General features: G+C 57.9%; 21 protein-coding genes. 5 read left to right on the plus strand and 16 right to left on the minus strand.

Annotated elements, in window-relative coordinates:
- Positions 1-5 precede the first annotated feature (5 nt).
- Complete coding sequence (locus tag BF99_RS0108975; protein WP_025770595.1) at positions 6-269, minus strand: DUF4212 domain-containing protein; 264 nt, start codon at positions 267-269, stop codon at positions 6-8.
- Positions 270-739: 470 nt separating this feature from the next.
- Between BF99_RS0108975 and BF99_RS0108985 the strand changes: the two genes are divergently transcribed.
- A complete protein-coding gene (locus BF99_RS0108985) occupies positions 740-1,408 on the plus strand; it encodes a hypothetical protein (protein ID WP_025770597.1) in 669 nt (222 codons plus the stop codon).
- A gap of 102 nt (positions 1,409-1,510) precedes the next feature.
- Here BF99_RS0108985 and crcB read toward each other — a convergent pair whose 3' ends face one another.
- From crcB to BF99_RS0109075, 12 genes are all read right to left on the minus strand, one after another.
- Positions 1,511-1,897 carry a fluoride efflux transporter CrcB gene (crcB, locus tag BF99_RS0108990; RefSeq protein WP_231471349.1) on the minus strand — a complete coding sequence of 129 codons (387 nt, stop codon included), beginning with the start codon at positions 1,895-1,897 and terminating at the stop codon, positions 1,511-1,513.
- A 212-nt stretch (positions 1,898-2,109) separates the two neighbouring features.
- A complete protein-coding gene (locus BF99_RS0109000; RefSeq protein WP_156013239.1) occupies positions 2,110-3,546 on the minus strand; it encodes a hypothetical protein in 1,437 nt (478 codons plus the stop codon).
- 180 nt (positions 3,547-3,726) lie between these two features.
- Positions 3,727-5,121, minus strand: a complete 1,395-nt coding sequence (locus tag BF99_RS0109010) for a DUF1015 domain-containing protein (protein WP_025770600.1) — start codon at positions 5,119-5,121, stop codon at positions 3,727-3,729.
- A gap of 84 nt (positions 5,122-5,205) precedes the next feature.
- A complete protein-coding gene (serC, locus tag BF99_RS0109015) occupies positions 5,206-6,285 on the minus strand; it encodes a 3-phosphoserine/phosphohydroxythreonine transaminase (protein WP_025770601.1) in 1,080 nt (359 codons plus the stop codon).
- A gap of 187 nt (positions 6,286-6,472) precedes the next feature.
- A complete protein-coding gene (locus tag BF99_RS0109025) occupies positions 6,473-7,354 on the minus strand; it encodes an alpha/beta fold hydrolase (protein WP_025770602.1) in 882 nt (293 codons plus the stop codon).
- 152 nt (positions 7,355-7,506) lie between these two features.
- Positions 7,507-9,297: an acyl-CoA dehydrogenase C-terminal domain-containing protein gene (locus BF99_RS0109030; RefSeq protein WP_038097875.1), complete on the minus strand. Its 1,791-nt coding sequence runs from the start codon at positions 9,295-9,297 to the stop codon at positions 7,507-7,509.
- Positions 9,298-9,931: 634 nt separating this feature from the next.
- Positions 9,932-11,578 carry an electron transfer flavoprotein-ubiquinone oxidoreductase gene (locus BF99_RS0109045; RefSeq protein WP_025770606.1) on the minus strand — a complete coding sequence of 549 codons (1,647 nt, stop codon included), beginning with the start codon at positions 11,576-11,578 and terminating at the stop codon, positions 9,932-9,934.
- A gap of 314 nt (positions 11,579-11,892) precedes the next feature.
- Entirely contained in the window at positions 11,893-13,152 is a 1,260-nt protein-coding gene (locus BF99_RS0109050; protein WP_025770607.1) for an acyl-CoA dehydrogenase, read from the minus strand.
- A 52-nt stretch (positions 13,153-13,204) separates the two neighbouring features.
- Positions 13,205-13,747 (minus strand): hypothetical protein, encoded by a 543-nt coding sequence (locus tag BF99_RS0109055; protein WP_025770608.1) that lies wholly within the window; start codon positions 13,745-13,747, stop codon positions 13,205-13,207.
- A gap of 106 nt (positions 13,748-13,853) precedes the next feature.
- A complete protein-coding gene (locus BF99_RS0109060; RefSeq protein WP_025770609.1) occupies positions 13,854-14,612 on the minus strand; it encodes a class II aldolase/adducin family protein in 759 nt (252 codons plus the stop codon).
- 154 nt (positions 14,613-14,766) lie between these two features.
- Complete coding sequence (locus tag BF99_RS0109070) at positions 14,767-14,973, minus strand: DUF6494 family protein (protein WP_025770610.1); 207 nt, start codon at positions 14,971-14,973, stop codon at positions 14,767-14,769.
- Between the two features lie 41 nt (positions 14,974-15,014).
- A complete protein-coding gene (locus BF99_RS0109075) occupies positions 15,015-15,476 on the minus strand; it encodes an ACT domain-containing protein (RefSeq protein ID WP_025770611.1) in 462 nt (153 codons plus the stop codon).
- Between the two features lie 336 nt (positions 15,477-15,812).
- Between BF99_RS0109075 and mobA the strand changes: the two genes are divergently transcribed.
- On the plus strand, positions 15,813-16,481 hold the full coding sequence (mobA, locus tag BF99_RS0109085; RefSeq protein ID WP_025770612.1) for a molybdenum cofactor guanylyltransferase MobA: 669 nt from the start codon (positions 15,813-15,815) through the stop codon (positions 16,479-16,481).
- Between the two features lie 34 nt (positions 16,482-16,515).
- On the opposite strand, the gene BF99_RS0109090 is transcribed toward mobA, so the two are convergent.
- Positions 16,516-18,666, minus strand: coding sequence for a hydantoinase/oxoprolinase family protein (locus BF99_RS0109090; RefSeq protein WP_038097881.1), 2,151 nt, complete (start codon positions 18,664-18,666; stop codon positions 16,516-16,518).
- 160 nt (positions 18,667-18,826) lie between these two features.
- A complete protein-coding gene (locus tag BF99_RS0109095; protein WP_025770614.1) occupies positions 18,827-20,173 on the minus strand; it encodes an aminotransferase family protein in 1,347 nt (448 codons plus the stop codon).
- A gap of 319 nt (positions 20,174-20,492) precedes the next feature.
- Between BF99_RS0109095 and BF99_RS0109105 the strand changes: the two genes are divergently transcribed.
- Positions 20,493-21,266: an exodeoxyribonuclease III gene (locus tag BF99_RS0109105; protein WP_025770615.1), complete on the plus strand. Its 774-nt coding sequence runs from the start codon at positions 20,493-20,495 to the stop codon at positions 21,264-21,266.
- Positions 21,267-21,386: 120 nt separating this feature from the next.
- On the opposite strand, the gene BF99_RS0109110 is transcribed toward BF99_RS0109105, so the two are convergent.
- Complete coding sequence (locus BF99_RS0109110) at positions 21,387-21,596, minus strand: hypothetical protein (RefSeq protein ID WP_025770616.1); 210 nt, start codon at positions 21,594-21,596, stop codon at positions 21,387-21,389.
- A 130-nt stretch (positions 21,597-21,726) separates the two neighbouring features.
- Between BF99_RS0109110 and BF99_RS0109120 the strand changes: the two genes are divergently transcribed.
- The gene (locus tag BF99_RS0109120; RefSeq protein WP_081759184.1) at positions 21,727-24,810 is read left to right on the plus strand and encodes a restriction endonuclease; all 3,084 of its coding nucleotides are present in this window, start codon (positions 21,727-21,729) and stop codon (positions 24,808-24,810) included.
- On the plus strand, positions 24,807-25,976 hold a 1,170-nt coding region (locus BF99_RS0109125), incomplete at its 3' end, for a site-specific DNA-methyltransferase (protein ID WP_025770618.1). The genes BF99_RS0109120 and BF99_RS0109125, both read left to right, overlap by 4 nt.

Consider the following 25,976-nt stretch of genomic DNA (forward strand, 5'->3'; position numbering starts at 1 on the left):
CTCTTTTACTCGTCTTCTTCGGCGAAGCCGCATTCGCGATCGATCCGATCCTGGGCCCTTGCGAACCAGAAGATCAGCACGACGAATATGAACAAGGAGCCCTGAGCGGCCATGTAAAAGCCGAGCGGGAATCCCAAAAACGACGATTCGTTGAGGGCGCTGGCGAACCAATGCACCAAGAACGAGAAGACGAACCAGATGGTCAAGGTAACCCACATCAAAGCGCGGGTCCGCCGCCAATGGGTGGCATGATCACTTCCATTGCTCATGAGAATCTCCCCCCTTGAGGTTTTTATCGTTAACGCCGACGATTCGGCGATGGATAAGGCGACCGTATCGACGGATCGCCTTCGTCCCCCGCCACCTCGTCGCTTTGCGCTCCTTATGGCTTCTTTCGAGACGGCCTTGAGACCAAGCCAAGGTCCGAATCCAGCAGCCTTCGATATCGGACCGACGATGCGAAAGCGGGTGCCGTCGTCGATCCAAGGGCTGTCCTGTTCGGGTATCTTCGTAAGTTCGACCGACAATTCTACCCTATTCGGCATCCTTAATCCCATACCTGCAAGCGATCCCGCCTTCGGGTCGGACCCCTTGAAGTATCATCGCTTTTTTCGATCGTCGACGACTCGGGTTTTGATATCCTTGGCCGATGAGCGAGGAATGCGGCATCGAGATCGAGCCCTTTTCATCGCACGCATCGCAAGCAGCGAATCGGCGAAACCATCGGGAGTGATCGACGATGCGGGCGCAAGAAAGAATTCGTGAACTGCGGCATTGGCTCAAGACCATCACCGACTACATGGGGGCGGGGCGCAATAAAAGCCGAGGAACGATCGACTGCCATTCGGCGCTGGTGGATTTCCTCGATACCCGCTCGAGTCTGGTGGCCCAGACCACCCTCTACGGCTATCTGCGCACCCGCGCCGGGATGCGCTACCCCACCCTTTTCGAGAACGATGCTTGGGTGGGGGCCATCAACCATGCCAAGTGGCAGATGTGGCTCGCCTGCCTTTCGGATCTCTCGGTCTTCGCCGGAGGGACGATCGCGCGGCATACCCGGGGCCGTGCGGATTCGAATGTCGCCGGGGGCATCGCCTGCAAGGCCGCTTTCCACGCTTTGGAACGCAAGAATATCCCGGCGGATTCAGGTCCCCTTTTCACCGATACCGCGCAGGAGTTGCGCCGGCGGCTGCTCGCCTGTCGCTGGGAGTCGGTGGATGACGGCGAGGGGGCCTTCGTCGAAAGCCCGCAAGCGTTGGTGCTCCACGCCCCGATCATCGAAGAACTGATGCAGCTCGACGAGGAGATCGTGCGCAACTCGGTGCGATTTCGCTGGGAAGAGATTCGCTGCGAGCTGCGAAAAAAGATGGATGCCGAGGCCTTGATCGAATCCGCCGAAGGCGATTGATGCGATCGATCGACACCTTTGGCTCAAGCGCAACGCAAATCGTCGATCGCAGCGGCGATCCTCGCCTCGAAGGCCGATCCGAGGACGAGGGCGGGCATCCCCTCAAAGGCTGCGGGCGATCCCCAGTCCGAGCCATGCCGCGGCGAGGCACAAGAAGGCGTTCGACAATAGATTGATCGATGCCTTGGCGTATCCGCCTTGCTGGATCAACAAAACGCTCTCGATGGAAAAGGCGGAGAAGGTGGTGAAGGCCCCGAGCAATCCCACCATGATCCCCGCTCGCAAGGAGGCGGGGATGGCATAGCGCTCGAAGAAAAGACCCCACAGGATCCCCGCCGCCAAGCAGCCGCCGACATTGACGATCAAGGTGCCGAAGGGAAAATCCCGGCCCAGCATGATCGCCGCCCCCTGCCCGACCCAAAAACGCAACAGCGCCCCCAACGCCCCGCCGACGGCGATGGCAAGCGAGGTCGTCATCGATGCGCTCACCTGATTTTGCTCCCTATCGATCGAGATGGTGGGGATATTCGAAGGGGTCGCTTTTCAACCGGCGCGCTTTTCAACCGGCAAGAGATCAAGACGACGAGGCAAGGGCGGGGCCAAGCGAAAACGAAGCGCAAAGAAAGGGAACTATATCGAATAGTGCCGAAAGATAACCGAGAAAAAGGGGCTCGCATGGAGCCCCTTTTTTATTTGCCTACTTAGGGTTCATCGACCGCGAGTTGATTGATTACCCAGATAAGAATCGGGATAGCAACCTGCATATTCTCCCGCACCACGGTAGCGTCGTTGTCCGCTAGATGGAAGCAGGAGTACGGGTCGGTACCGCAAAGCGGGTCGGTGTCGAGCCTGATGTCGTATTCCGGCTCGGGCGACGAAGCGATCATCGTCGTGGGCTGCCCCGCATCGATGGACGCCTGCGGGTAAAACTTGTCGCAACGATCGTAGCAAGACTGCGACCCGTCCTCATACTCGTCACAATCGAACTTGCAGTCACTTAGCCCCGCAAGCATCGTGTCCGCTTTGGTAGCCGCAGACCCGAGCGCAGATCCATCTTCGCCGATGCCCTCATCCATTTCCTCAACTTCGAGATGAGCCTTGTTCGGCCAGCACCCGGTGTCTGAACAGCAGTAAACTGCATCGCAAGTATAGCCAGCGATCATTGCCGGCATCGTGGACTGCTCGGCGCTCGACTGCTGACCGACGTCCTCCATGCAATCGATGTAGCACTCCTGTTTTTCGTCCGCAGGCTTGCCAGAGCACTCGCTGCAAAAGTTAAGGTGAATGCCCGCAGTCATCGGCTCATCGGTCGGCTTAGACTCGATCAGCGCATCCGGCGCGGTGTCGTCGCCCGGCTTCAAGTCATCGCAGTTATTCGGATTCTTCCTACACACAAAGCCATCGTAGGCGAGCATATCGGCGGAACGCATCGGCTGATATTCGATGCCGTCGATGCCATCGATGCCCCCATCTTCGGGGCGAGCCTTGTTCGACCAGCACCAGTCCTTCCCGAAGGGATTGGTCACGCAGCATTTGCTGCCCGCAGGGGTGCATTGCACCAATGCGGTCTGGGTGGGCGCGTCGATGCTCGCCTTCCCGCCTGACAAGCAATAGGTGGGTGTGAATATGAGATTGACGCAAATCTGCCAAGCGTGCTGCGTACCAAACAACTCATGGGCTTGCTCGGGCGTAGGAGCGACGTGATTCAGCCAATCGACGAACTCTTGATCGACCGAAGCCTTATTTTTGTTCTGGCAATCGCTCATGCACTTGCCGTAATCGTCTTCGCGCACGTCACGGCATTCAATCTCGCACGATCCCAAGGCTTGGGGCGGAGGAATGAACCCGCCATTGCCGGTCGGCTGGGCGGTGATGATCGGATCGTCGGTCGGCTTGGTCTCGATCCATCCGCCCTCTTCCTCGACGTCGGGCTTCATGTAGCCGCAGCCGAGCGGGTGATGGCACGAGCCATCGGCAGTCATCATTTTCTCGACGCGATCCAAGGCTTCGAGAGCCTCGTTCGCATCGTAATTCGCTTGGGGATCCGGGTTCGGACAGCCCTCGGCGGTACAGGACACGCCAGCGTGAACCGCCCCGACGAAGCCGAAGAGCATCGCAATCATCGCTATCTTTTTCATGGCTACTTCCTCCGTGGTTATCACTTGTGTACCCGTTCCTATACCCTTACTTTATTTCGATCGAAATGTCAAGATATATCTCTCGGCACTATCCGATATAATTTCCCAAAGAAAGCCCTCCGTCGAGATCGCAAGGCCCGGCATCCCGCTTTCTTCCCCGTTCGAACCCCTAAGCACCGTTCAAACCCCGGAATCCTTCAACTTTCGCAACGGGCGGTGGAGGAAGAATCCCGAGCGCGGTTTGGGATCGAACCATGTCGATTTCGGAGGCATCACCGCCCCGGCATCGGCCACCCGGATCAGATCGTCGATGGTCACCGCATGCAAGGCGATCGCCGCCCGCCAGCCCGAGCGACAGGCATCGGCCAAGTGGGCCATCCCCTCGCCCGCTTTTTCCGATGGTTTGGCCGCGACATAGCCCAAACGCGGATCCGAGCGCGGATCCGCGATCTCGAAGATCGGATCGAGGATATCTCGTTGCAGGATCGATACGTCGAGCGCCCCGGCGGGGTCTTCGCTACCGTCGATGCCATCGCCCGAAATCGGCGGGCGATCCGGCGAGGGTGGAAAACGAAAGCGATACCAGCGTTCGTCGAGGAACAAGGCGTACTCCTTGGGCTTTTTCGGGCGCGCCTGCTTCGCCGGCAGCGCTCGGGGATCCGCCGCATTCGAAGAGGCGGTATCAACGCCCTTGCCCTGCCCGCTCGAACCCTCGCCGATCTGCGCCAAATGCCGCAGGAGTTCGTCGGGGCGGGTATCGAAACGAGGACCCAAATCCCGCAACAGCCGATGGTAGGGAAGGATCCGCAGCGCGTCGGCGGGAAAAAGCGCCGCCAACAGCCGCGCCTCGTTCGATCCCTTCAAGCCGCCGGCGGCGCGCTCCAAGGCCGCGCAGCGATGGTGTCCGTCGGTGATGTAGACCTCGGGCACCCGCTCGAAGGCGCGGATCAAACCCTGCGCCGCCGACCCCTCGATGCGCCAGATGGTGTGCGAGACCCCGTCGGGATCGGTAAAGGAGATCAGCGGATCTCGATGAGTTCGAGCCTCCATCATCGCCCGGATCGCAGATCCATGGTCGGTCTCGGAGCGAAAGGCGAGGCAGACGGGGCTGGAGGCGAAACGCACCTTGTCGAGATAGTCGGCGAGCGCCGCTTCTCGGGAAAGGCGGGTGTGTTCGTGGCGCTTGATGCGCCCTCGCCTCAAGGACTCGAGGGCGATCTCCCCCACCACTCCGTACTGCGAATGACTCCCTAGTCGAAGGCGGTAGATGAAAAGACAAGGAGGCTGAGGGATGAAATCCCCGCGATCGATATAGCCTTGCACGAAGCATCGATTGCCCTCGAGGATCGCCGCCCTTCGACGGGGATCCGGATCGATTTGGACATCGGCGTCGGCATCGATATCGTCGTCATCCCCGTCGAAGGCGTCGCGCATCGCATTGAGGTAGCTGCGCGGATTCGCATCGGCGCAGCGGCGGCGCTCGAGCGGGGTCATGGTGTCGCTCGGCGGCGCCACGATCTCGGCCACGCTCGCCGGCGCCACCAAGTAGCCCTCGAAGGGTCGAAGAAAGGACACGCGTCGGTTGCCGAAAAGGGGCGAGATTCGAAGGCGGGAGATGCCATATCCCCCGGCGCGAACGATCTTATGCCCTCGAGCCTTTCAGTGATCGCGGCGGAAATCGCGCATCAACTCCGCCAACTCGACCACCCCCTCGCGCGGCATCGCGTTATAGAGGCTGGCGCGGCATCCCCCGACGCTGCGATGTCCCTTGAGGTTGAGCAATCCCCGCTCATCGGCCGCCGCGAGAAAGCGCCCCTCGAGTGCTTGATCCGGCAATCGGAAAACGACATTCATCAACGAGCGACAACGCGCATCGACGGGGCAGGAATAAAAGCCCTCGCTCTCGTCGATTTCCTTGTAGAGAAGATCGGCCTTGACTTGCGCATTGCGCTCCATGGCCTCTATCCCGCCTTGCGATCGCATCCACCGCAGCACCTTGCCGACCATCGCGATCGCGAACATCGGCGGGGTATTGAAAAGGGATTCCTTGCTCGAATGCACGTCATAACGCAAATAGCGAGCGAGCGGGCGCGCCGGTTCGCAAGCCACCTCCTTGCGGATGAAAACCATCGCCATCCCCGCCGGGCCGAGATTCTTCTGCACCCCGCCGTAAACGATATCGAATCTCTCCCACGGGATTCGACGGGCCATCAACTCCGATGACATATCCGCCACCAAGGGAACCCCCACCGCCGGGAATTCGGGGAAGCGGATGCCGTCGATGGTCTCGTTGGAAGTGATATGAAGATAGCGAGTCCCGTCGCGCACCGCGATCTCGGCATCATCCGGGACGCGGCGCTCGCCTTGCGCCGAACCATCCCAAGCGCTGTAGATATCGCCGCAGGTGCGGGCGTCGGCCATCGCTCCTTTGGCCCATGATCCGGTATCGACATAACCTGCGCATTGCCCGGCGCCCAATAAATTCAGCGGAACCATCGCGAACTGCAGGCTCGCCCCGCCTTGGATGAAGAGCACGTCGAATTCCGGCGGGACTTCCCAGACCTCGAGGGCCAGCCTCTTGGCTTGGCGGTGCACCGCATCGTACTGCAAGGCGCGATGGCTCATCTCGATCAGCGAAAGGCCCGCCCCTTGATAATCGACGAGCTCGCTTTGCATCTCTTCCAGGACTTCGAGCGGCAAGGTGGAGGGTCCGGCACAGAAATTGTGCTTGCGGTTCATGGCATTCCTTCTTCGATGTTTTTTTGCAATGGAATCTCGAAATGGAACTTTGAAACCGACATTTCGAAAAACCAAGGCCCTTCGAATTCCGTCGACGCTCGGCATCGATCTCTTTTTCGAAGGGCGACGAGGGTTTCGATCCCTCCTCCTCTTTTATAAAAACGCGGATCTAAAAATCCAACGCCCGCTATCGCTGCGCCCCTGAATCGGCGGATATGAAATCGACGAGAAGCCGGGCGATCGCTTGCGGCCGATCCTCCATCGCGAAATGACCGCAATCTTCGATGATATGCAGTGTCGAGCCGGGGATGGCGGCGTGAATTTTATGCGCCCAGTCGACCCTTTGCCAAGCATCGTCCCGACCCCATATCACCTGCACCGCAAGATCGCCCAATTCGTGGAGACGATCCGATATCTCCAAGGTATGTTCGGGATCGTAATGGGCGACTTGATGCTGGAACAGGCTGCCTTGGCCGACCGGCCCCGAGATGAAATCGAGGTAGGTCTGAAACGCCCCTTTCGTCAACCCTTGCCGGTCGACAACGGTCGAAAGCAGCCATTGCCCGAAATGGGCGCGGTGATCGGCGTCCGGCTTCTTCGCCAAGCGATCCAATCCCTGGTGCATCTGCTCCAATGTGCGCTTCGACGGCCAGCTATCGAAACTACAGACATCGATCAGCGTCAGCGAGGAAAGGCGTTCGGGGGTGAAGACCGCCAAGCGCTGGGCGATGGCGCCGCCGATATCGTGGGCGACGATATGCGCTTTTTCCAAGCCCCAATGCGCCAGCATTCCCTCGAGGATCGGGACCTGCCCCGTAACCGAGGTATCGACATCGAGACTCCACGGGCGCTCGGAAAGACCATAGCCGAGCAGATCGTAGACATGGACCAAGTGGCCGGCATCGACGAGAGGGGGGACGATATTGCGCCAGATATAGGAAGAGGAAGGGGTGCCGTGGATGAGCACCACCGGCACCGAGCGCCGTTCGTCCTTCGATCCGTGAACGCCGTAAGCGATGCGAACGCCGTCGATCAGGACGTGCCTTGGTACGAGTCGATGCGGTGACATGGGCCATGGGTGGATAGGCAAAGCAAGCGATCCGAGCATTATCGAAAAAAGCGATCGAAAAACGAAGGCTTAGAGCCTTGCGAGCGTTCCCTAAGGCTGCGAGCCGATCCCCGACATCGAAACTCCGTCCTCGCTCCGGCAAGGGATCGGGATCAAAAAGCCTCCGCCTCCAAAGCCATCAACGCATCGGCTCCGGAGCGGATGCTCGTCAACAACGAGGCGGTCGTCGGAAGCAAGCGCCGCATGAAGAAGCGAGCGGTGGCGATTTTGGTGCGATAAAAGCCGCTATTGTCCCCTTGGATCCGCGCCAAGGCGATCTCCGCGCTTTCCGCCCATATCTTGGCGAAGGCGACCAACCCCAACAGACGCAGGTAATCGTAGGAAGCGGATCCGATCTCGTCGGGATCCTCCCTCGCCGCCTCCTGCAACCAAGTGGTGGCTTCCTCCAATCGAGAAAGCGCAGCGGCCAAGGGATCCAAGAACTCCTCCAGCTCGGGCCGTCCGCCGCGTTCGCCGATGAAGTCCGATACCGATTCGATATAGGAGCGGATCGGCCGCCCCCCGTGCATGGGGAGTTTGCGTCCCACCAGATCCAGAGCCTGGATGCCGTTGGCTCCTTCGTAGATCTGCGCGATGCGGGCATCGCGGACCAACTGCTCCATCCCCCATTCCGAGATATAACCGTGTCCGCCGAGGACCTGCAGACAAAGATTGCAGCTCTCGAAACCGCAATCGGTGATGAAGGCCTTGAGCACCGGCGTCAAGAGATCGACATGATCCTGCGCCGCCTCGCGCACCTGCGGATCCGGATGACGCGCTGCGCGATCCGATTGCAGCGTGATCCAGCCGATCAGCGCTCTCGAACCCTCGTTCCAAGCCCGAGCGGTCAGCAGCATGCGCCGAATATCGGGGTGGACGATGATGGGATCGGCGGGGGATTCGGGGGCGACCGCCCCCTTGAGGCTGCGCCCTTGCAGGCGATCTCGAGCGTAGGCGACGGCCTTTTGGTAGGCGACCTCGCCTTGGGCCAAGCCCTGCTGCCCGATCAACAACCGCTCGTAATTCATCATCGAGAACATCGCCCGCAAACCGCGGTGGGGCTCGCCGATGAGATAGCCGGTGGCCCCCTCGTATTGCATCACGCAGGTGCTGGCACCGTGGATCCCCATCTTGTGCTCGATCGACGAGCAGTGCACGGCATTGCGCTCGCCCCGGTCGCCTTCGGCGGTGGCGATATATTTCGGCACCAAGAACATGCTGATGCCCTTGACCCCGGGCGGGGCATCGGGCAACCGGGCGAGGACGAAATGGACGATGTTTTCGCTCAAGTCGTGCTCGCCGCCGGTGATGAAGATCTTGGTGCCGTGCACCCGATAACGACCGTCCGGGGTCGGCTCGGCGCGGGTGCGCAGCAAACCCAGATCGGTGCCGCAATGCGACTCCGTCAAACACATCACCCCCGTCCAACGACCCTCGATCAGCTTCGGGAGATAGCGCCGACGCAAATCCTCGTCGGCGTGGCGCTCCAATGCCACCAATGCCCCGTGGGTCAATCCGACATAGATGGCGAAGGCCATATTCGAGGATTGCAGCATTTCCTCGACGAAAACGCCAACGGTTTGCGGCAATCCCTGCCCCCCGAATTCCGGGTTGGCGGCAAGGCCGTTCCAGCCGGAGTCGACGAAAGAACGATAGGCGTCGACGAATCCGCGCGGCGTGCGCACCTCGCCGTTTATGAAGCTGCAGCCTTCTCGATCCCCGCTGTGATTGAGCGGAGCCAAAACGTTCTCGCAGAACTTCGCCGCCTGGTCCAATACCGGATCGATCACGTCGCGATCGGTCTCTTCGAAACCGGGCAGCGCCGCAAGCGAGGCCTCGGCATCCAAGAGCTCGTGGAGCACGAAACGAATATCCCGTAGAGGGGCTTGGTAGCTGGTCGTCATTTTCGCCATCCTCATTAAAAAGCAAGGCTTGGTTTTCACCTTGGCCTGTTTTTCAAATCATGGGGTTTTTTCGATCCGATCAGTATAACGGAAAACCACCCTCGGACTGCTTTTTCACCCTCTTTTTTTCGGACACTCGATCGGCTTTGTATGGCTTATGCCGGGCCGATGCGAATATCGCCTACGATGCGTTTCGAGTTCGATATTTCGACATCCGAGAACGCCGAGAGATTTGTCGAATGGATTTTTCGATAAAAGAGAAATAAAAACGAATCTGTCTTTTTTGTGTAATGGCTCTCGATTTTTTTGGGATCGTCATCGGCAATGTCGCTGATGGATATATCGAAAATTTCATTTGAAGGATGATAGAAATCATCTTTCTATCGTTAGATTGAATTCCCTTTGCAATTTCTTTGCGATTTTTTATCGGCTCGCACTGTATAACGCAACGCTCATTGCAAAAAATTATTCCTTCGAAGATCGATACTCATCCAAAGAGCCTTTCGATTGCATCGTTTTTTCAACATAAAAAATCCTGATCGGATAAATCGAAAAATATCAATATCCCCTCTTGCGATACGAAAGCGAAAGCGCCGAAAACGATAGCAATCGAGCCCTCGATGCACGCGCCGGTTCACATCCCGGGATAGTTGGGACCGCCGCCGCCCTCGGGGACCACCCAATGGATATTTCCGGTCGGATCCTTGATATCGCAGGTCTTGCAATGAACGCAGTTCTGGGCGTTGATCCGAAGTTGCGCGCCCCCTTGAGGACCATGCTCGATCTCGTAGACCCCGGCCGGACAATAGCGTTGCTCGGGGGCGTCGTAATCGGCGAGATTGACGGTGATCGGCACCGCATCGTCTTGGAGAACGAGGTGGACCGGTTGATCGTCTTCATGGTTCGTATTCGAAAGGAAGACCGATGAGTTGCGATCGAAGCTGACCACCCCGTCCGGCTTCGGATATTCGATACGTCGATGATCCGCTGCCTTGCCCAAGGCCTGTCGATCGGAGTGGGGGTGACGCAAGGTCCATGGGGCCTTGCCCCGCAGCAGCCATATATCCACCGCGGAATAGAGCATCCCTCCCCATAGCCCCCAGCGAAAGGAAGGGCGCAGGTTGCGCACGCGCCGAAGTTCGTCCCATAGCCAGCTGTTTTCAAGTCGCGCTCGATAACCCACCGAGGTCGCAGGCTTCTCATCGGCACCCGCATCTCGGGTCAACCGCTCGAAGATCGACTCCGCAGCGGCGATACCCGATTTCATCGCGGTATGGGTGCCCTTGATTTTCGGAACGTTGAGGAATCCCGCGCAATCCCCGACCAACAAACCACCGGGGAATTCGAGCTTGGGGAGGGATTGGATACCGCCTTCGCTGATCGCCCTGGCCCCGTAAGCGATACGCCTTCCGCCTTCGAAGACGGGACGAATCTTCGGATGGGTCTTGAAGCGCTGGAACTCGTCGAAGGGGCTCAAATAGGGGTTGCGATAATCGAGGCCGACCACGAAACCCACCGAGACTTGATGATTTTCAAAGTGATAGAGGAAAGAGCCGCCATAAGTTCCACGATCCAAGGGCCAACCGACGCTGTGGACGATCCGTCCCGGACGATGCACACCGGGATCGACCTCCCACAGTTCCTTGATGCCGATGCCATAAGTTTGGGGATCGACCCCTTGGCGCAGGTCGAAGCGCTGGAAAAGACCCTTGGTGAGATGCCCCCGGCACCCTTCGGCGAAGACGGTCATCTTCGCATGCAGTTCCACCCCGGCCTCGAAATTCGCCTTCGGTTGGCCGTTGCGCCCGATGCCCTTATCCCCGGTGGCGACCCCCTTGACCGAGCCGTCCTCGTGATAAAGCACTTCGGCGGCGGAAAATCCGGGGAAGATCGCCGCCTCCAAGGCCTCCGCCTGCTCGCCGAGCCAGCGACAAAGATTCCCCAAACTGATGATGTAGTTGCCCGCATTATGCATCTGCGGGGGAGTCGGCAAACGCAGAGCGTGTTTTCGGGTGAGAAAGAGAAAACGATCGTCGCTTGCGGGGGTTTCGAGGGGAGCGCCGCGCTCTTTGAAATCCGGGAAGAGCTCTTCCAAGGATCGCGGCTCGATCACCGCTCCGGAAAGGATATGGGCCCCGACCTCGGATCCCTTCTCGACCACGCAGACCGAGAGATCCTTCCCATGCTCCTCGCCGAGCTTGCGCAACTTGATCGCGGTGGCAAGCCCCGAAGGCCCGGCGCCCACGATCACGACATCGAATTCCATCGACTCGCGCTCCACCTGCCTTTCTCCTTATTCGGACCCGCGCGCAAGGGTGGTCGGGTCGGGTCGGCTTGTTATCACAATTTTTCGGCCAGGCGTTTCGCTTCTCGATCCGCCTTCATGAATGCTTTTTTTCGGATTTCATTGTCCGTCGCTCGGCCTGATGGTCAAGCTGCCAGACGGTCGAGCAGGATGGGTCAAGCATATCGTTATCTCGAATCGCAAAGCCCCCATCATCATCGGGCAATGGCTTCGGCTTTGTCGATGGCAAGTCGCATCGATGATCGCTCTTGGCAAGACAAGCCCCGCTTGCGCCGGCGCCCCCCAAAGACTCAAAAGGCGGATATCCCGGTTTGGGCGCGGCCCAAGACCAAGGCATGGATATCGTGGGTGCCCTCGTAGGTATTGACCGTCTCCAGATTCATCAGATGACGGATGACATGGTATTCATCGGCGATCCCGTTGCCGCCGTGCATATCGCGAGCGAGGCGGGCGACCTCCAAGGCCTTGCCCGCGCTGTTGCGTTTGAGCATCGAAACCGCCTCGTGCGGGGCGCGCCCCTCGTCGAAAAGGCGTCCCAAGCGCAAGCAGGCGGAAAGACCGATCGCGATTTCGGTTTGCATATCGGCGAGTTTTTTCTGTATCAGCTGATTGGCGGCCAAGGGCCGATCGAACTGCCTGCGTTCCAAGGTATAGCTGCGCGCCGCATGCCAGCAAAATTCCGCGGCCCCCAGCGCGCCCCATGCGATTCCGTAGCGGGCGCGGGTCAAACAGCTGAACGGACCTTTCAGGCCTCGAACCCCTTGCAACTCGGCATCGGCGGGAACGAAGACATCGTCCATCACTATCTGACCGGTGATCGACGATCGCAAGGAGAACTTGCCCTCGATGGTCGGGGTTCGAAGACCCTCCATCCCTCGTTCGAGAATGTAGCCGCGAATCTCATCCTCGTCGTTCTTCGCCCACACCACCATGATATCGGCGATGGGGGCAAGGCTGATCCAGGTTTTGGTGCCCGAAAGCCTGAACCCTCCTTCGACACGACGAGCCCGCGTGCGCATCGAACCCGGATCCGAACCCGCATCGGGCTCGGTGAGCCCGAAGCAACCGATGAGTTCGCCTTTCGCCAAGCGGGGCAGATATTTCTCGCGCTGCGACTCGCTGCCGAAGGCATGGATGGGGTGCATGACGAGGCTCGATTGCACGCTCATCGCCGATCGATAGCCGGAGTCGACGCGCTCGATCTCCCTTGCGACCAAGCCATAGCCGACATAGCCGATCCCGGCGCAGCCATAGCCGTCGATGGTGGAACCGAGCAATCCGAGCTCCCCCATCTCGCGCAGGATCGCCGGATCGAAATATTCCTTCCGATGGGCTTCGACGATCCGAGGGGCGAGGGCTCTTTGCGCATATTCATGAGCGCTTTCCCGCACCATGCGCTCCTCGTCGGCAAGGGCGTCGGCAAGATGCAAGGGATCGGCCCAATCGAAGCCGGTCTTCGGATTCAAGGGTCCGGATTCGTGCTTGGCCGCGCCCGATATTCCCGCCGGAGAGGTTCCCGCCGCAGGAGAGATCATGCCGTCGGATTCCATCGCTCGTCCTCGTCGATCGCCGCCGGCCCGGTGAGGGCTTGCAGCGGCATTGTCAAGATTCTTGGTCTTCGGGATCGACCGCCTCGAATTCGTTGCGCGGTCGGCCGAAGAGATTTCGCCCTTCGATGCGCAGAAACTTCGACGGACCGTCGAAGCTCGGGGAATGAATATCCCCCTCGTTATAGAGAAAGGCATCCCCCGGCTGCAACCGGGATTGCGATGCGACCTCGACCTTCTTTCGAGCGCCCGAGGGCTCATCGTTCTTCGCCGATTCGACCACGCGCCAATGCGTCATATCGGTATGGCCTTCGACTTGGGCGTAGATGGCCCAGCTCGATCCGTGATCGTGAGGAGGAGAGCGCCCGGGGTCCTTGCGGCAGTGGGACACGATGCAAAAACCGAAGTCCGGATCTTCGTAAATCAGCCGGCGAGGGGAGTCGTTTTCGGGTCCGGGGCCGAACCATCGGGCGACGAAATCGCCATCGATACAGGCCCGGATACAATAACGGCGCATCCTCTCCCGGGCGGCCAAGGCCTTTTCCTTGCGAAACGAGCGCCTGCAATCGAGGATCAGATTGTCCAATTCATATCCCACTTGATCCCGCTCCTTGCTGAAAAACCCTTATCGATCATAGCCTTGCGATCATCGAAGGCCGGATCCGACACATGTAAGCGCGCTCGATGAGTGAAATCTCGACCATCTAATGACGATACGAGGGATCCTCGCGATCGAGCATCCTGAGCACCGCCTCCCACTCCAATTGACAAGGCTCGCTTCCGGACGGGGAGCCGTACTGGGCGAGCCTTTCGACCGCCTCGGGACGAGGATGAATGATCTCCGCCCTCGAAGAAAGCACGTCCACCTGCACCTTGCAGGCATTTTCGAGGTTGTAGAGCATGGTGAAGGCCCGTGCCACCCCGGCAGCGCAACTGAGCAGGCCGTGGTTATGAAGGATCATCATGTTATGAGTGCCCAAGTCCGCCACCAAGCGCTCGCACTCTTCGGGTCCCGATGTTTGCAGGTCGTATTCGTGATAGGCAAGATGACCGTCGAAGAGCATCGCCTGCTGGGTGATCGGCAACAGCCCCTCTCGCATGCACGAAACGGCCATACCGGCCCGGGTATGGGTATGCAATATCCAGTTGAGATCGGGGCGATGTTGCAAGATGGTGCTGTGGATCGCATGCCCGGCATCGTTGAGGGGGTAGTCGCCTTGGACCACATTGCCCTCGAAATCCACCTCGATCAGATTCGATGCGGTGATCTCGTCGAAGAGCAGGCCATAAGGATTGATGTAGTAGCGATCGTCGATGCTCGGGTGACGGGCGGAGATATGGGTATAGATCAGATCCGTCCATCCGAACTTGACGAAGGCGCGGTAGCAGGCGGCGAGATCGCAGCGAACCTGCCACTCCTGCCGGGAAAAGCGACTGTCGGAAACCGCCCTTATCGCATCCATGTTCGCCCTCCTTCGAAAGGGGAGTAATGTCGGATCGTCGATTCGGATCGCCCGAAGGCACCCGCCCGTCGATGGCGCCTCGTCGTCTTTGTGGATGACGGCATCATCGATGATCGGGAGCGATCGTCGATGAGGATCGCTTGGTAGCGAGCGCTCACTCCAAGGCGATATCATCCTCGATTTCGAGTTCGACTCCCAACTCCGGCAACTTCAAAACCACCTTGGCCCGGATCTTGGCGTCCCCCGCAAGGCTTCCATCGGCGATGGCTTTGCGCACCGCCTGTTCGATTTCGCGCTGCGAGCCGACCCCGACTTTCTTGAGAAATTTACGAGTTTGTAAGTTGAAGGTCTCTTCGTTCATCGCCCCTTCTCTTTTTATGATCGCCCGGATATCCGAATCGTTCAGATATCCGCAAGGAGATCTCCTTCCCAAAGCGATCGATTGGCATCTTTGGATGCATGCGCGGCCTGCTTTCGCAGACCGTCGAGGATGGCAACGGCCCGCTCCTCGCACTGCGCCGGGATCAGAAGATGGTCGTGGTAGAAAGCGGCGAGCACATTGCAAGGGATATTTTCCTCGGCGAGGGCGGTGGAGATGGCCGCCGTGAGTCCGACCGAATCGAGCGCCGAATGCACATCGATGGTCAGCCACGAGGCGATGAAATCACCGATCCAGCCCTCGCGCTCGGCTCGCTGCGTCGTGGCCACGACCGTATCCCCCTGCCGCTCGTGCACCACCGCCTCGACCCCGTCGCCGATCGAGGGGGCGGTGCCGGCATCGAGAGAAACGACCGTGTACTTTCCCGTGCGCACCGAGACGCTCAAGTGCGCGATCATCGAATCCAAATCACGTACGGGCAACATCGTTCGGTTCACTCCGATGGCAATCGCTTAGGTACCCGAAAAAAGGGCGCGGCGATGCCGGATTCGTTCCGAGCGCCGCCGTGCCTCGTCACCGCCGAGATCACAAGCCCGAATGCTACCACTTACTCGGCGCTTGGCAAGCATGGATCATCCATGGATCATCATTGATTTGCACTTCGGAGGATCCGCATCAGAGCCATCTTCGATCCGATCCTCACCGATCGCTTTTCGAAAGATCCCTTTATCATCGTCGATCCGATACAAAGCCTCGTCACCGCTTCGAATCGTAAGCAGGCTTCGATAACCGGCGAGGATCATGAGGATCTTTTGACAATCATGAGCGTTTCAACCTATCCGAAGGATCGCATCACCGCGCTCGTGCTCGCCGGCGGGCGCGCTCGGCGCATGGGAGGCAAGGACAAGGGGCTGATCCCCTTGGTCGGGAAGCCGATGATCGCCCATACCTTGCGGGCGCTCGAAAACCAAGCGGCGAGGGTCATCATCAACGCCAACCGCCATCTCGATCGATATCGGGCGATCGGCAACTGTCCGGTGATCATGGATCCAGTGATCGAAGGCGAGAAAGACGAAGGATCGGCCGAAGCGATCGCCTTCGCCGGACCGCTGGCGGGGATGGCAAGCGGGCTCGAGGCCTCGACCACCCCCTTGGTGCTGACCGTTCCTTGCGATGCGCCCTTGCTGGACGAGACCTTGGGACCTAGGCTTCATGCGGCCTTGGAGCGTGAAAAAGCGGAGATCGCCGTGGCCCATGACGGCAAGCGCCTGCAACCGACCTTCGCCTTGCTGACCCGCCCTCTCTTGCCCGATCTGCTCGCCTTCCTAACCCAAGGCGGGCGCAAGATCGATCGTTGGTATGCAACCCGCCACACCTTATCGGTGGATTTTTCGGATCGACCAAGGGGCTTTGCCAATATCAACAACCCCGAGGATCTCGAACGGCTCGAAGCGATGCTCGAACACCGAGCGCCGAGCGGGGTATCGTAAGTGAGGCCCGCCGTGGAGGCTCGGCTGGGCTCGGCTATCGAATCCTTCGAATCAACAAATGGCGACGGGGCGTTACTTGCAGGCGAAAATGCGCAGCGACGAAGGTGGAGGTCTCGTCCTCGCAGACGATCGCCGGGCCATCGAGACCGGTGCCCGGGGCAAGGTCCTCTCGCCGCCAAAGCGGCACCCTAAGACTCGAGCCGCTTTCGAGATCCGGCACTTCGAGATGGTCGAGCGGAGGCGGGGGCGGCTTGCAAGCGGGCTGTGCCTGCTCGTTCGCATCGAATCCGGCATCGGCATCGGCTTCTTGCGATAACGAGGTCGATGAGTCGCAATGGTTCGAGACCGTCGAGACGCTCAAGGTAAAAGTCAATACCTCGATCTCGGCCTCGGGCAGGGTGCGGCGATACAAGCGCTTGTATGCTTGATCGAAGGCTGCGCGCAAGGACGAGCGATCCCCGACATCGAGCCCTCGCACCGGCAGGGGGACGAAGATTTCATGCCCTTGACCGACATAGCGCATGAACGCTCCGCGGCTTTGTCGGATCTCGGCTTCGGGGGCCGCCCGGCGCACCACCGCCAAGGCCTCCTCGGCCATCTCGGCGAGCAATGCGTCGATGAGGCAGGCATCGAAATCGCGCAAGCGCATATTGCGGCTTCGCACCACCTCGTAGGCGATCGGTGCGCGCAGGAAACCCACCGCCGAACCCACCCCCGCCTGCGCCGGAATCACCAAGGTCTCGATCCCGAGTTTGTCGACAAGGCGGCCGGCATGCAAAGGAGCGGCGCCGCCGAAGGCGATGATCGCATGCTCGGCGGCGTTTTTCCCCTGCTCCACCGCATGCACCCGGGCGGCGTTGGCCATCGTCTCGTCGACCATTTCGGCGATTCCGAAGGCCGCCATCCTCTCGTCGATCCCCAACGGTGCGGCAACGGCATCGGCAATCGCCCGGCTCGCCGCCGCCCTATCCAAAGGGATCGAGCCTGCGGCAAAGCGCGAGGGGTCGATCCTCCCGAGCAGGATATCGGCATCGGTGACGGTCGGCTTCGTCCCGCCTCGTCCATAAGCCGCCGGACCGGGTTCGGAGCCTGCGCTTTCGGGTCCGACCGATATCCGACCCATGCGATCGACCCCGGCGATCGAACCTCCGCCGGCGCCGATCTCGACCATCTCGATCACCGGAATCCGCAAGGGCAACCCGCTGCCCTTCATGAAGCGAGCGCGGCGGTCCACCTCGAATTCTCGAGCGGTGCCGGGAACGAAATCGTCGATCAGGCAGATTTTGGCGGTGGTGCCCCCCATATCGAAGGAAAGGGCCTTTTCGAATCCCAGCTCCCGCGCGATACCGGCGGCGAGGATGGCCCCGCCGGCGGGGCCGGATTCGACGAGGCGGATGGGAAAACGCATCGCGGTATCGAGTCCGGTCAGCCCCCCGCCGGAGGTCATCAGCAACAGCGGACATGTGAACCCGCGTTCGACGAGCCTTCGCCCCAATCGCTCGAGATAACCCGCCATCAAGGGTTGGATATAGGCATTGGCGACGGTGGTGCAAAAACGCTCGTACTCGCGCACCTCGGGACACACTTCGCACGATAGGGTGATGGATACCCCGGGCAGGCAGTGGGCGATGATCGCCTTGGCTTTTCGTTCGTGGTCGGGATTGGCGTAGCTATGCAAAAAGCCGATCCCGACGCTCTCGACTTCGAGCGCCGCCAACCCTCGGGCGAGAGCGGCTACCTCGGATTCGTCGAGAGGCTCGATCACCTGCCCTCGGACATCGACCCGCTCCGGGACCGTAAAGCGCAGCTCGCGCGGCACCAACGCCGGCGGCTTTTCGATCATGATGTCATATTGATCGTGGCGGCTTTCGTAGCCGATATCGAGCACGTCCCGGAACCCCGAGGTGGTGATGAGGGCGGTCTTCGCCCCCTTGCGCTCGATGATGGCGTTGGTGGCCAGCGTGGTGCCGTGGATCGACAAGGAGACATCGCTCGCATCGCATCTTGCCCGTTCCAAAACCTCATCCACCCCGACCATCACCCCGTCATCCGGAGCGAAGTGCGTGGTCAACACCTTGGCCGTGGCCGAACCCGAGGGATGTTCGAGCACCACATCGGTGAAAGTGCCGCCGATATCGACCGCCAAACGGCAACCGCTACCGCCTTCTCGGGGGCTTTCGCTCATCGTTTGCAACTTTCCTTATTTCCTATCCGACCCGCTCGGCGGCGGCGATGCGGCGGATGCGGTGGGCAGGGCGCCCTTTGGCACCCCGCGCACCGCCCGACAGGATGAAGCCCTCGCTCGCACCGGATCAATCCCGAATAAAGACCCTCTTGCCTCATCGTCAGCCGAAAACATCTTTCACACCCGAGCGCACGATATCGACGATATCGTCGATGATCGCATCGGGAACGATGATCGGCGGGGCGAGGCAAATCGTATCCTCGCCTTTGAGTCGGGTGAACAATCGGCGCTTGATCAGTGCCTTGAGGAGGCGAGGACCGACCCCGTCCTCGGCGGTGAAGGGCTCCTTGGTCGCGCGGTCTTTGACCACCTCCACCGCGCACATCAATCCGAGCCCGCGGATATCCCCGACATTGGGATGACTTTCGAGCGCATCGCGCAAACCGGTGAGCAAGCGCTCGCCCTTGCGCGCCGCTTGGGTCGGGAAATCCTCGTTCTCCATGATATCGAGGGTCGCCAACGCCACCGCACACCCCACCGGATGCGCGCTGTAGGTGTAGGCATGCATCCACGGCTTGCCGCCGCCCTCGATGACCTCGGCGATCTCGTCGCTGATCCCGATACCGCCGAGCGGGAAATAACCGGAGGTGATGGCCTTGGCGTACTGTATCAAGTCCGGCTGCACCCCCCAATGCTCCAACCCGAACCAGCGTCCGGTGCGACCGAAACCGGTGATCACCTCGTCCGCGCATAGCAATACTTCGTGGCGGTCGCAGATTTCGCGGATACGCGGAAAATAATCGTCCGGCGGGGGGATCACCCCGCCTGCGCCTTGTACCGGTTCGGCGATGAACATCGCGACATTCTCGGCGCCCTCCTCCAAGATCCTCTTTTCCAGCTCGTCGGCGGCGGCCACCCCCGGGCTCGTCCCCGGCGGCGCCTGATAACGATAGGGATAAGGCGAGGGGATATGGGAAAAGCCCGGAACCCGAGGCTCGAACATCGGCCAGTAGGTCGATATCCCCGTTGCGCTCATCGCCGCCAAGGTCACGCCGTGATAGCCGAGCACCCGAGAGATGATGCGGGTCTTGTCCGGCCGCCCCCGCGCTTTCCAATAGTGGCGAGCCATTTTGATATTGCTATCGGTGGACTCCCCACCCCCGGAGGTGAAGAAAAAACGATTGATCTTGGGATAGGTGATCCGAGCCAGGCGCTCCGCAAGTTCGATGGCATTGGGATTGGAACTGCCGGCATAGCCCGAGGCATAACCCAGCGAGTGCATTTGACGGCTTGCGGCATCGGCCAGCTCCTTGCGCCCGTTGCCGCAGGTGTTGTTCCACAACCCCGCCAGACCGTCGATAAAGACATCCCCGTTGGCGTCATGAAGCATCGCCCCTTCGCCCTTCACCCACACCCGAGCGTCGACATGCTGCTTCGGGTTGTGCAAGGGATGGATCAGATGACCCTGATCGCGCTCGATCCAAGCGGCATTCTCGTCGTTGTTCAAAATCTTGGCCCCCTCTCCTTGCAAGTTTTAGGAAGAGAAACGAAAAACGCTCTTAGGCACCCGAGATCGAATGTCGGCGTCGCCTCACCGCATCCCCCTCATATCCGCGCCCACGGATGCGCGCCGGATTCGATATTCGGCATCGAAGATCGAGGGTGCTTTGGAAGCCGCCCACTTCGAGGATCATCGAGCGACGAGGATATCGCACAATGGCTTATTATCACCCCCGCCCCCCGCTTTCGATCCTTGCCGCATCGAAGAAACGAGATCGAAGCGATGAGATCGAAAAGACAGGGGCATCAACGGGAGCGGCCTTGATATGCGCATCGTCAGCTGGAATGTCAACGGAATCAGAGCCTGCGCCGGCAAGGGTTTTCTCGATGCCTTGGGCGCATCGAAAGCCGATGTCTTCGGCATCCAGGAGGTGCGGGCGTTCGAAGCGCAGATCCCCGAAGCGGTGCGATCCCCGGCCCATTGGCATACGCATTTCGTGGCGGGCAAGCGCGGCGGGTACAGCGGGGTCGGCCTTTATTCGAGGGAAAAAGCGGATCGTGTGGAAAGCGCCTTGGGCGAGGAGCGATTCGATATCGAGGGTCGCTACCAACTCGCCCTTTTCGGGCGCATTGCGGTGATCAACGCCTATTTTCCCAACGGCAGCGGCAAGGATCGGGATAACGGACGCGTTCCCTATAAACTCGACTTCTACCGTGCGGTCTTCGATCGCGCCCAACGACTACGCAAGCGCCATCTCGTCTTCGTGATCGGGGATTTCAACACCGCCCATCGCGAAATCGACCTCGCCCGCCCCGATGCCAACCGCAAGACCAGCGGCTTCTTGCCCGAAGAGCGAGCGGAGATCGACCGGTGGCTCGAAGCCGGTTGGGTCGATACCTTCCGCGCCCGTCACCCGGACGCCCCCGGCCACTATAGCTGGTGGGCGCAACGCTCCGGTGCCCGAGCGCGCAATGTCGGCTGGCGGATCGACTACGTTCTCGCCTCGCCGAAGGCGATGTCGGCGGTGCGAGAGGCCTTCATCTGGCCCGATGTCATGGGCTCGGACCATTGCCCGATCGGGGTCGATATCGATCCTTAGAACTCGATCTTCGAGCCGAAAGCGACGAGCCGCTTGATCCGCTTCGAGGCTTTCGAAGGCTAAAATAGCGCGAAAAATCTGCCCGTCGATGGAAAAAAAACGAGGAAAAAACGAGCGTCGTCAAAGAAAAACGATGGTCGCCATGCTCGCCAACACCAGCCCTGCGGACCACGTGAACAGCCACCACTGCCTTCGCTTGCCATGCCACGCCGCCCAAGCCATGACGATGCCGACCAAGATGCCGAACATCGCACTGAAAAAGATGAAATCGTAAGTGATGGAGGCCTCCGCAATCAGCGAAGTCTCCTCATCGATCCGATAGCGCATCATCCGCCCCCTGTCCTATCATCTTGTCATGTCATCGAAATGTTGCCGAATGAAAAGCATTCTACCCTCATATCTTCGCTCGGCCTTTGAAACCGCCGCCAGATAAAACCTCATCCAAAACCTTTTTACCGATATGCCGACTCCTCGCTTTCGTTATAAACAACAGTCTTTTCAGCAAGAGGCGGTTCGGGCCGTCGTCGATATCTTGAAAGGCATCGATATCGGTCGATTCCAACGCACCCCGGTCAATCGATTGCATCCCTTGCAACCGATGGATGCAAACTCATCGCCTAGCCCTTCGCCTTACTCCTTCGATTTCCTCTTGGCCCACCGTCATCGGTTGCAAGATAATTTGACAACCGTGCAAAAGCGCAACCGTATCCGTCAAAAAGAGCTTCGCCTCGACCATGGTCGCCTCGTACTCGATACACAGATGGAAACCGGCACGGGAAAGACCTTCACCTTCATCAATACGATCTTCGAGCTCCACCGAGAGTATGGTTTGACCGCCTTCGTCATCATCGTCCCCTCGATCGCCATCAAAGAGGGCATCAAAAAATCATTCGAGACCACCGCCGAATATTTTCGGCAGATCTACCGACAGCAGGTCAAAGTGCTCGAAATAAAGCCCAAGAAAAGCGCCAAAGGACGATCCGGGGCACCGACGGAAGTGATGGATTTCATCCTCAGCCAGGCCCCGACGGTGTTGATCATGACCAACCATGCCTTCAATTCCTATAACAAAAACCTCAATCGCAATATCGAGGGTTTCTATGCCGACCACGCCGAAACCCCGATGGAAGCCATCGCCTCTAAACATCCGGTGGTCATCATCGACGAACCGCAGCGAGTGGAAGGAAAAAAGACCTTGGAACGGTTATCCGATTTCAAGGCGACCCTCATGCTTCGTTATTCCGCAACATTCAAAGCCGGTCAAATCGAAAACCTCGTTTATACCCTCGATTCTTGGGATGCCTTCGATCAAAATCTGGTCAAGGGGATCTCGGTGGCCGATTATCGAACCGATCGAACCCAGAACGCTTTTTTGGGGCTGACCTGCCTATCGGGGACGAAGGCGATATTGGATGCGATCGATATCGATGGAAAACCGAAAACGATCGCCATCGACAATGCAGAGGACGAGGGCAAACCCGGAAAACTATACCGTTCCACCCGCAACCCGGAATATCGCGATTTGAGAGTCGTCAAGATAGATGGCGCGAAGGGATCGATCGAACTTTCGAATGGAAGCCGTCTTGGCTTGGGGGAATATAGCGGAACGATAGAGACGAACGATCGGCTGGTCGATGAGATCATGCTTAGAGATACGATCGATCGACATTTGGAGAAAGAACGCGAACTGTTTCGGCGAAGGATTAAATGTCTTTCCTTGTTTTTCATCGATCGCGTCAAAGATTATCGAGATGGCGACAGCGCCGATAGCCGGGGTTGGCTTCAAGAATCCTTCGAAAGAATCTACGATGATCGCCGAAATCGGCATATCGAAAGACTCGATCCGGCGGATCCTTGGCGCATCTATCTCGAACGATGGACGGCGGCCGAGGTTCATGGCGGTTATTTTTCTCAATCGAAAACTTCGAATAAAAAACTCGATGACGGAAAAGGGGATGGTCAAAGCGACGACGAAAGAAAACTGCAGCAAGAAATCAACGAGTTGATCTTGCGCGATAAAGAAAGAGTATTGGATCCGAATAACAAACTGCGTTTCATCTTCGCCCATTCCGCCTTGCGAGAGGGTTGGGACAATCCGAATGTATTTCAGATCTGCAAACTCAGAACCGGATACTCTCAAACGAGTCTGGTGCAGGAAGTCGGACGAGGTTTGCGTATCTGCGTCGATGAGAATCTGGAGCGTCAGGATAGAGATAGCATCGGATCGGAATTCTCCTCGATCAATCGATTGCATATTTTCACCTTGGGCAACGGCGACTTCATCGACAGATTGCAAAAGGAATTCGGCGAGCGCCGTTGTTCCCAAAAGATGACCTTCGAAATTCGCATCGAAGATCTATGCGCTATCTACGGGATCAACCGCAACCAAGGTCGCAAAGTGGCCGATGCCCTTTATGAGGCCGGATGCATCGACGAAAACGATATTTTGGTCAGTTACCAAGGCATGGAAGGAGTTCTCGAGAGATTCGATCTTGCCCTCGATAAATTGATCCGCGAAAAAAATCTTCCCGTTCACCTTTGCGAACCGCCTCGGGCCGAGGATTCGAGAAAAGAAGATTCGAAATCCAGAAAATACAAAGCAAGTGCGATGCATTATGAAAAGTTCAAAGAACTTTGGAGGATGCTGCACCGCAAAGTCATCTACGAAATCAAATATTCCGACGATTTCATCGAAAACGCCAGAACGAGTGTCGATCGGATCAAGGATCGAATCGAACCCCCGAGCGTTCACATCAAAATGGATTCCATTCGGCTCGGCGATGATGCCATCGAAAAAAGCGAAGCGGAAGAAATATCGACGCAACCGAAAAGCCCGCTCATGGCCTCCATGAGTACGAGGGAATTTCTGAATCGAGTGTCGGAAAAAACCGAACTGCCCCGCAATCGGGTGATCGAAATCCTCGAAGGAATCGATCCCGATTGCTGGCAAAGGATATGCAGCAATCCTTGGCTTGCGATCGAAGAGGTGAAAGAAGCGATCAAGGAAGTGATCTTCGCCAGCATCGTCGATAATATCCGCTACCACTCGTTGGATGATTTGCGCGATGCTTGGAGTTCGATCACGCTGAGCGATCGACAATTCGATGCCAAGGACTATATCGACCTGAAAAGACTCACCTTCGAACATCAAGATAATAATCTATGGGAGGGGATCGCTCCTTATGACAGCATCGATCCCGAAAAAAGAATATCGACCGAGGCGTTGAAAAATCAAGATATCGTCGTCTTCGCCAAAATCCCTCGAACGATCAACATCCCCGCCCCCTTGCACCCCAAAGGCATCAATCCCGATTTCGCTTTCGTGGTGAGAAATAGCCGGAGCGATGACTCGAATTTCTACTTCGTCGCCGAGGCGAAGCCGACTGTCATCGAGGATGATTTGATCTATCCTACGGAAAAATATCGAATTCGCTTCATGGAACGATATTTCGAAGGCATTCATGCCGATCGAATTCGGTTCAAGGTCGTCGACGGATATCGCGGACTGATGCGATGGTTCGAAGAATCAGGAGTTATCCGATGAATTTACGAAAATCCTCATGGCAAGCAATTCTTCTTCGCCTCCGGGAGTGTTTCCCCGATGCCCTGACCGAGAATGAGCGGATCGGGGAGGATGGGAAGCCCTATATCGTTTATGGTTTGAAAGGAGAATTCCTTGACGATTTGAAAGAACATATCGATGTCTTCGATGACGAAAACCGCTATGAATTGCAATTTCCCGGAAAGCGTCGAGCCCGGCTCCAAACGCAAATCCCTTCCGACAAGACGCTGATCCCGGAAAACGGCATCGATAGCGATTTCAACGAAACCGGAAATATCTTCATCGAGGGGGATAATCTCGATGTATTGAGGATGCTGCAAAAATCCTATCGCGAACGAATCAAGATGATCTATATCGACCCTCCCTATAACACCGGAAACGACGATTTCACCTATCAGGATGATTTCAGTCGGAATCAGCAGGAATATCTCAAAGATATCGGGGTTTTGGACGAAGACGGGGTGCGGCAGATCAGCGAACTCAAAGACGGCCTTCGAGGTCGCTTTCACGCCGGCTGGCTGGCGATGATGTATCCGCGCCTCAAACTGGCCCGCGAATTGTTGACCGATGACGGGGTGATCTTCATCTCCATCGACGATAATGAGCAGGCGAATCTCAAAATTCTTTGTGACGAGATATTTGGTGAAGATAATTTTGTATCGAATATCATCTGGCAAAGAGCAAGCGGCGGTGGAAATGCAGGCGACGTGGTCACAGGGCATGATTTTGTTCTCTTGTACAAAAAAGACAAGAAAATGAAATTTTATGGAGATGAATCATCTCGGGGAAAGATAATGGAAATCGACGGGAAGCAACTACGAGTAGATAACGATGTCATCAGAAAGGCTTTCGGTAGATATAAAAAAGGCATCGAGAGACGTTGCTATTATGAGGAACTTTCAGAGTATAAAACCAAAGATCAGATTGACGATATTCAAAACAAGATTGACAAAGGAGAGTATGTTCTACTCAAGCAACCCAACAACAAACATTTCATCGGTCAGATTATTGAACAAGGACAGAGAAAAATTCTTTATTCAATAGTCCAAAATATACTCAACAGCCAAGGCACCGAAGAGTTGAATGATCTCGGCGTTGTCTTTTCCAATCCTAAACCTGTCAATCTGATTAAATATTTAATTAACTCA

Origin of the sequence: Thioalkalivibrio sp. HK1, assembly GCA_000583135.1 — a bacterium.
In the GTDB taxonomy this organism is placed as follows: domain Bacteria; phylum Pseudomonadota; class Gammaproteobacteria; order HK1; family HK1; genus HK1.

Coding starts and splice junctions, on each gene's coding strand:
- BF99_RS0108975 (WP_025770595.1), bottom strand. CDS start 269: ATGAGCAATGGAAGTGATCATGCCACCCATTGGCGGCGGACCCGCGCT.
- BF99_RS0108985 (WP_025770597.1), top strand. CDS start 740: ATGCGGGCGCAAGAAAGAATTCGTGAACTGCGGCATTGGCTCAAGACC.
- BF99_RS0109000 (WP_156013239.1), bottom strand. CDS start 3,546: ATGAAAAAGATAGCGATGATTGCGATGCTCTTCGGCTTCGTCGGGGCG.
- serC (WP_025770601.1), bottom strand. CDS start 6,285: ATGAACCGCAAGCACAATTTCTGTGCCGGACCCTCCACCTTGCCGCTC.
- BF99_RS0109025 (WP_025770602.1), bottom strand. CDS start 7,354: ATGTCACCGCATCGACTCGTACCAAGGCACGTCCTGATCGACGGCGTT.
- BF99_RS0109030 (WP_038097875.1), bottom strand. CDS start 9,297: ATGACGACCAGCTACCAAGCCCCTCTACGGGATATTCGTTTCGTGCTC.
- BF99_RS0109050 (WP_025770607.1), bottom strand. CDS start 13,152: ATGGAATCCGACGGCATGATCTCTCCTGCGGCGGGAACCTCTCCGGCG.
- BF99_RS0109060 (WP_025770609.1), bottom strand. CDS start 14,612: ATGGATGCGATAAGGGCGGTTTCCGACAGTCGCTTTTCCCGGCAGGAG.
- BF99_RS0109070 (WP_025770610.1), bottom strand. CDS start 14,973: ATGAACGAAGAGACCTTCAACTTACAAACTCGTAAATTTCTCAAGAAA.
- BF99_RS0109075 (WP_025770611.1), bottom strand. CDS start 15,476: ATGTTGCCCGTACGTGATTTGGATTCGATGATCGCGCACTTGAGCGTC.
- mobA (WP_025770612.1), top strand. CDS start 15,813: ATGAGCGTTTCAACCTATCCGAAGGATCGCATCACCGCGCTCGTGCTC.
- BF99_RS0109090 (WP_038097881.1), bottom strand. CDS start 18,666: ATGAGCGAAAGCCCCCGAGAAGGCGGTAGCGGTTGCCGTTTGGCGGTC.
- BF99_RS0109105 (WP_025770615.1), top strand. CDS start 20,493: ATGCGCATCGTCAGCTGGAATGTCAACGGAATCAGAGCCTGCGCCGGC.
- BF99_RS0109110 (WP_025770616.1), bottom strand. CDS start 21,596: ATGATGCGCTATCGGATCGATGAGGAGACTTCGCTGATTGCGGAGGCC.
- BF99_RS0109120 (WP_081759184.1), top strand. CDS start 21,727: ATGCCGACTCCTCGCTTTCGTTATAAACAACAGTCTTTTCAGCAAGAG.